Origin of the sequence: Collinsella sp. 4_8_47FAA, assembly GCF_000763055.1 — a bacterium.
Classification (GTDB): Bacteria; Actinomycetota; Coriobacteriia; order Coriobacteriales; family Coriobacteriaceae; genus Collinsella.
This window is the reverse complement of record NZ_KN214135.1, coordinates 632,090-638,421: the sequence shown is the minus strand read 5'-3', so window position 1 is coordinate 638,421 and position 6,332 is coordinate 632,090. Positions and strand designations below refer to the sequence as shown.

Sequence of the window (6,332 nt, the reverse complement as noted above, 5' to 3'; positions counted from 1 at the left end):
CGGATAGTGCACGCCGTACGGAGTGCACTATCCGCTTTTAGCGGATAGTGCACGCCGTACGGCGTGCACAGACTGTTCAAAGATATTTTGGCCAGCAGCGCCTGAGGGGCGATGTGGCATTGCAATATGGGGGGGCGAACCGACGTTACCTATAACCCCGCACAATTGCCATGTCGTCCCTTTTTATTGACGGGGAGGATGTCGTCCATGCGGGAAGTCCCAGTTGAATTGCGTGCCATATCCAAGAGATATGGCGGGTTTGAAGCGGTTAAATCAGTCTCGTTCTCTTTAATGGAAGGCGAGCTGTGTGCACTCATTGGGGAGAATGGTGCCGGCAAGAGCACGTTAATTCGATTGATCACGGGGCTTTCGGAGCCATCGTCAGGAACGATCTCGATGTTTGGGCAAACCGGGAGACGTGAAATACGGAGCTGCAGGGAAAGGCTGGGTTATATGCCCGACCTCAATGCTTCGTATCCTAATCTGACCGCGCGAGACAACTTGGTCGTTCGCTGTATTGAGTGGGGGCTTCCCACCGATCGTTCCATCGACGGTGTGTTATCAACCGTCGGTTTGGGGGAGGCCGGCGGGAAGAAAGTGAAGAACTTCTCAATGGGAATGAGGAGGCGTCTCGATCTGGCCATAGCGTTGCTGGGCGATCCGGAGCTGTTGATCCTGGACGAGCCGACAAACGGCCTGGATCCGATGGGGATAGTCGAAGTAAGAAAAATCCTTACGCATCTTAACAAAGATCAAGGTAAAACGATTCTCGTATCCAGCCACAATCTTGAGGAGATGCACAAGCTGGCAACTGATTACCTCTTCATAAGTCATGGTCGCCTCATTCGAAGGATGACCGCACCTCAGCTGGAAAAGTCATGCCGCGGTGGTTTCGTGTTGCATGTGGACGATCTGGAGCGAACGAGATCGGTTCTCGGAGATGAGACCTCACATTCTTTTCTGCCGGACGGCAGCGTCCTTATGCGCTATGAGGAGAAAAAGGAAGGGCGGGGCATTGCAATCGAAGCGCTCTCGACCGCAGGTGTGAGGGTTGCGGAGGCGTATTCTCATAGGAAGAGCCTTGAGGAGTTTTATTCGGAGCTCATCGGTCGAGAGAGCGAGCTGTGATGAAACGCGAGTTCATCTCAGCTTTTCGGAGCGAGGTATGGTTGCTCGCCAGGCACCCGGCGACCGCTCTGATGATTGCGCTTGCGGCTGTGCTGTATGTGGTTGCGGCTGCGACTTCGTCTGAGGTGCTGATCATGGTCGCCGGTGATGACCCGTATACGCTTGGAGGGGCTATAGGTTTTATTGGAAACCTAGTGGATGCAGGGGACGTTTTGGACTCTGTTGCCCGGACGTCTTTTGCGTCTACAGTGGTCTGGATTCCGGTGACGATTCTCTACGCGGTTTACGCTACGTCGAGAGACTTTGAATCCGTGGCTTACGCCGTATCGAGATCGCGAGGGGTGTCGCAGGCGGCGATTGTGATCACGAAGCTGTTGGTGAACTGCACTCTGGTCGGTGCCGTGTATCTTCTTTCTACGACTGCGCTGTATTTAACCAAGATGGCCCAATGGGACGTTGGGGCCTCGTGCTCAGGGTTTGCCCAATTTGTATCGATTGCGCTGATGATCGCGCTGCTGCTCATTTCGATGTACGCCGCTACCTTCGCCCTGTATTTGCTCACGAGGAGTGTGGTGGCGAGCAGCGTCGTTGCAATAGCGGTTTCGATATTTGTGATGGTGTGGTTCCCAAGTACATACGGAAGCGGTCAGCCCAGCTTGCTGCTCATGCTCTCGCCCGTGTATTACCTGATGAACCTGTGTTCCCTGAGTATGCAGAATGTTGGTGTAATTCAGGTTTTGCTGTATGCGGGCGGCACTGTGCTTGTGTCGGTTGGAGTTGCGCTCGTCTCGCTATTTGTAAGGACGGCGGTTCGATGAATCTTGGGATGTCGGTCAGGGCGGAACTGTTCCGCGCAAGGAGAATGAAACTCGCCGTGATAATAGCGCTGATGTATTTGGGCATCGCGGGGATTTATGTGTTTGCCGGGTCCGGCGCATGGGTCTCCGCAGGGGGAGAGGGCCAGTTCTTTGGCTTTTCCGCCGATCCGGGCTATCTTTTCTCGATAGGGGTTGGGCCAACGGGTATCTCTTCCTGGCTAAGTGTCGTCTCCATGGCGCATACGGTGTTCTTCCCAATCGTCTCTGTTGTTGTGGCGGGGACGCTATTCGGTGATGCGACGAGCGTGTCGGCAAGGGGAGTTTCGATTGCTCGGGGCTTCCGCAGCTGGCAGCTGTTTGCGGCAAAGACATTGGCTTGCGAAGTGTATACGCTGTGCCCCTACATCGTGTTTACTCTCGGTGTCGCTGCGGTCTTTGCCGTGTGCTCCGGAAGCGGTCTAGACAGCCTTACGGTTGGTAATGTGACCTCGGCACTCCTGTCGAATATCGTTATAGACGCCGCTTATACGCTGATGGTTGCGGTTGCATATGAGGTGTTCAGGATCAGATCTCTTGTGTCGGGAGCCTTGCTGGTCGCAACGTTCGCGGGCCTTGTTATCGCGATGAGTTTCCCAACCGTTTTACCCCCGGTTCACATGGCTTATTGGATGAGGGCGTGCGGGGCTGCCGGCGGGACGGTCCTGATGGCTGCATGCGGCCATGCGGTCATCGTGTCGCTCGCATGTCTATTGCTGCTTTCGTGCAGTTTTTATCGAAGAAGGTAGTGCGCTGGCGTATGCGCAGCGTCTGAGGGTCGATATGGATTTGATTGGAAATGGAGATGGTGCGAAGTGAAACTGTCGCAATTTAATGTGGTGCATGAACATAACGGAAGTCTTCTTATCATGAATGCGCGAACCGGCGGCATCCTGTCGTTAAATCCGGAATACGCGCAGAAATTCAAAAGGATTCAAGAAGGGGACGTTCGGGATGCCGATGATCTTGTCGCGGAGCTGATAAGGGGAGGCATCCTAGTCAATGAGGAGAGGGACGAGCTTGGGGAGATCAGGTTGCAAAGTCGCGCCGCGCGCTTTGCGAATACTGCTCTGTCCCTTACCATTGCGCCAACGATGGCTTGCAACTTTTGCTGTCCCTACTGCTATGAAAAGGGACAGGCGTACACGACGATGGGCGAGGAGGTTTTGACACAGCTCTCCAAGTTCGTGAAAGATTACTATCCTGGTATCGCAAGTCTCTCAGTTGGATGGTACGGCGGCGAGCCTCTGCTCGGAATGAAGATGATCGAACGGATTACGTCGGATCTGAAAGATGTCGTGGGGCCAACGTGTGAATATTCCGCATCGATAGTGACAAATGGCTATCTGCTGACGCCTGATGTTGCAAGGAGGCTCGCGGCATGTGGTGTGACGAGCGCGCAAGTGACTATAGATGGATCGAAGTCGGATCACGATTCGAGGAGGATTCTTCACGACGGAAGCCCTACATACGAACGTATTCTCAAGAACGTCAAAGAGTGTGCCGACATCATCGATATTTCGATAAGGAGCAACGTCGACAAGACCAACATCGAGGCCGCTCAAGAGCTATTGGATTATCTCGAGCTAAATGGCCTGATGAATAAGGTTCACTTCTATTTAGCCCCTGTTGACGATATCAATCGGGTATGTGCGAACGACAGCCACTGCTTTACTGTAAAAGAGTTCTCGTATGAGGAGACTGAGTTTTATAAAAGGGCAATTGCGCGGGGCTTCAAAGTTCAACCTTTTGGTGGGACGAATTTCGGGATATGTTGCGCCGTTGGAATCAACTCGTACGTGGTTGATCCCGTCGGAGATTTGTATAAGTGCTGGGATGACATTGGAATGAAGGAGCGGAGGGTCGGAACTATTTTCGAGCCGCCAATGTTGAGCAAGAACATGATTAACTGGATGGCATATGAGCCGGATGACCCGGAATGCCAAGAGTGCTTTGCTTTTCCCATGTGCATGGGAGGGTGCCCCAACCACGCCTTAAACGGTGAGGGGAAACGTTGCGTTTCCTTCCGGTATGATGCCGAGCAAAAAATGCTGCTCTCCCAGATGATGAATACGGCAAAACGGGGTGCGGGGCAAAATGAGGCTGATGCTTAATCTCTGTAGAAAATATATACTGGGCGGTCGATTCTACGCCTATCTTGTCGTAACAGTTTTGGTCGGGCTGCTTGCGCTTGCGGGTCCCTTTCTTACCGGCATAGTGGTAAACCGATTGGCGATGCCGGCCAGCGCCGATCTTGCCGCCGTTCTCGTTTGTTGCCTTATTTTGGTTGCGGTCCAAGCGGTTCGAGCGGGACTAGTGTATTGCTCAGAGATGCTGTACATCAACCTTCAGTCGCATGCGGGGTTCGGCTTAAATGCGGATACGCTTGAGCACGTGAAGCACCTTCCCCAGGCATTCTTCGAGGGCTTCAACGCGTCGTATTATAACCAGCAAATCAATCACGACGCTAATGACCTTGTCATCTTCGTAATCAACTCGGTTGTGGGGGTTTCAAGCAACGTTATCACCCTTTTGTCCGCCCTGTTTGTTCTCGGTAGCCTGAATATCAAGTTGAGTGTGGTCTGCCTTGTTCTTGCGGCAGCGAGTGCCGCTTTTTATGCGGTTTCACGCGCAAGGCTGTTTGAGAGAAGTTTTGACGTACAAGAGCAGAGCGCGAGGTTTTTTTCCTGTCTACAAGATCAGTTGGAGAAAGTTGATTTCATCCGCAAACATGCTTTGTTCGATAGGTCCCGCGCTGTACTGGTCGAAGCTTTTAATGGGCTCTATCCAACGATGAGAGCAAATCAGGAAGTAGGGTCTAGATTTACCTTTGGCAACGCGTTGGTCGCTTCCGCCGCTCAAGGATGTCTTCTTGCTGTGGGCGCGGTTGAAGTGATGGGCGGGAGACTGTTGCCTGGTTTTCTCGTGACTGCTGTTGGATATTATTCGAACTTAAGCTCAGCGGTACAGTATTTGTTGGGCTGGGGAAGGGATTACCAGACTAATCGCGTATGCTATGAGCGGCTGAAAAGAATTTGGGATGTCCCGGTGGAAGCGAATGGCAAATTGGCGCTTGGTCCGATTGAGGAAATCCGTCTAGAGAACATCAAGCTACGTTATCCAGGGGCGGAAAGGGTCGCGTTAAGCATTGAGGGGCTCGCGTTTTCCAGGGGTCGGCTATATGGAATCTCGGGGCCGAATGGTTCGGGGAAGAGCTCGCTGCTGTCAGTGATATTGGGGCTATATCCAGATGACACAGAAGGGGCCGTTCGCTACAACGGGGTGTCACAGCGTTGCATCGATCGATATGCATTGCGGCGGTGTCGAGTCAGCATTACGGAGCAAGAACCCCCTATCGTTGAGGGGACGATTCTCGATAATCTTACGCTGCTTTCTGATGATTACGAGATGGATAAGCTGAATCGGATGCTTGTCATATTGGGGCTAGACGAAATGGTTGCTTCTGTGGAGAACGGGGCAACGGCGATGCTTGACGGCGGGAAAGGAGGGGTGTCCGGCGGCGAGAAGCAAAAGATTGCAATTGTGAGACAGCTGTTGAAATCGCCGGACGTTATGCTTTTTGATGAACCGACCTCAGCACTTGATGCGAAGAGTCGAGGCGCGCTGATCAAATTGCTTCATGAAATTAAGAGAGACCATATTGTAATCGTTGTCACTCATGACGAGGAGATGCTTGCCGCCTGTGACGAGGTCATTTCGACGGCTGGATGATTATCGGATTGTGGCGTTGAAGACCAAGAAACTTGAAATGGCGTGGGCTCTGGGTAGGTCTCCACGGGTACGCCGTCGGTGCTGTACTCGACCGCCCGGCAAGAAGGTTTTATAGCGTGTTTCCCCAGTGTTAGCGCCGGGCGATTTTAGCCGCTAATAGTCAAACGATTTTGACCAATCCCGGTCACCGAATAATGGCCACCGTGCCTCCCCGCCGCCACTACGCTGGTGGTGCCAACACGCCGGCGTTAGGAGGACCATTGAGGTGAACGAGAGACACGATGACCTACAGGAGATTATAGACGCGGCGCTCCGGGAGATGGCCGCGGAGGAGGGCGACGGGTTCGACCCGCAGGCATGCAACCTCGCGGAGTTCTGCAGGAGGACGGGGCTCACCCGCTCCCGCGCGAGGACGGTCAGGGCACACGGGTTCAGGGCCCTGCCCCACGGGAACAGCGGGAGGAGGGCCGCGCCGGGCGTGCTCGCCGGCCACACCGGCCTGGTGGACGACCTCCTGCGGAAGGGCGTCACCAACTCGCAGGTGATATTCGAGCGGCTGCTCGGCCAGGGCTACGCCGGCGGCCTCACCACGGTGAAGACCTATATCGCCGCGCACCG

Annotated in this window: 5 protein-coding genes and 1 pseudogene; all 6 read left to right on the top strand. The window is 53.8% G+C overall.

What is annotated here, in order from left to right; translation table 11 throughout:
• Positions 1-207 precede the first annotated feature (207 nt).
• The gene (locus HMPREF9463_RS06230; protein ID WP_035137759.1) at positions 208-1,128 is read left to right on the top strand and encodes an ABC transporter ATP-binding protein; all 921 of its coding nucleotides are present in this window, start codon (positions 208-210) and stop codon (positions 1,126-1,128) included.
• The gene (locus tag HMPREF9463_RS06225) at positions 1,128-1,946 is read left to right on the top strand and encodes an ABC transporter permease (RefSeq protein WP_035137758.1); all 819 of its coding nucleotides are present in this window, start codon (positions 1,128-1,130) and stop codon (positions 1,944-1,946) included. Before HMPREF9463_RS06230 ends, HMPREF9463_RS06225 begins: the two co-directional genes overlap by 1 nt.
• The gene (locus HMPREF9463_RS06220) at positions 1,943-2,731 is read left to right on the top strand and encodes a hypothetical protein (protein ID WP_035137757.1); all 789 of its coding nucleotides are present in this window, start codon (positions 1,943-1,945) and stop codon (positions 2,729-2,731) included. The genes HMPREF9463_RS06225 and HMPREF9463_RS06220 overlap by 4 nt, the downstream gene beginning before the upstream one ends.
• Positions 2,732-2,797: 66 nt before the next feature.
• Positions 2,798-4,096 (top strand): radical SAM/SPASM domain-containing protein, encoded by a 1,299-nt coding sequence (locus tag HMPREF9463_RS06215; RefSeq protein ID WP_084591802.1) that lies wholly within the window; start codon positions 2,798-2,800, stop codon positions 4,094-4,096.
• Positions 4,080-5,714, top strand: a complete 1,635-nt coding sequence (locus HMPREF9463_RS06210) for an ATP-binding cassette domain-containing protein (protein ID WP_084591801.1) — start codon at positions 4,080-4,082, stop codon at positions 5,712-5,714. The genes HMPREF9463_RS06215 and HMPREF9463_RS06210 overlap by 17 nt, the downstream gene beginning before the upstream one ends.
• 265 nt (positions 5,715-5,979) lie before the next feature.
• Positions 5,980-6,332 (top strand): annotated as a pseudogene (locus tag HMPREF9463_RS11130) (IS21 family transposase); the annotation flags it as partial.

Excerpts from the sequence above, each read along its gene's own strand:
- HMPREF9463_RS06220 (WP_035137757.1), top strand. The coding sequence starts at position 1,943 with ATGAATCTTGGGATGTCGGTCAGGGCGGAACTGTTCCGCGCAAGGAGA.
- HMPREF9463_RS06210 (WP_084591801.1), top strand. The coding sequence starts at position 4,080 with ATGAGGCTGATGCTTAATCTCTGTAGAAAATATATACTGGGCGGTCGA.
- HMPREF9463_RS06230 (WP_035137759.1), top strand. The coding sequence starts at position 208 with ATGCGGGAAGTCCCAGTTGAATTGCGTGCCATATCCAAGAGATATGGC.
- HMPREF9463_RS06225 (WP_035137758.1), top strand. The coding sequence starts at position 1,128 with ATGAAACGCGAGTTCATCTCAGCTTTTCGGAGCGAGGTATGGTTGCTC.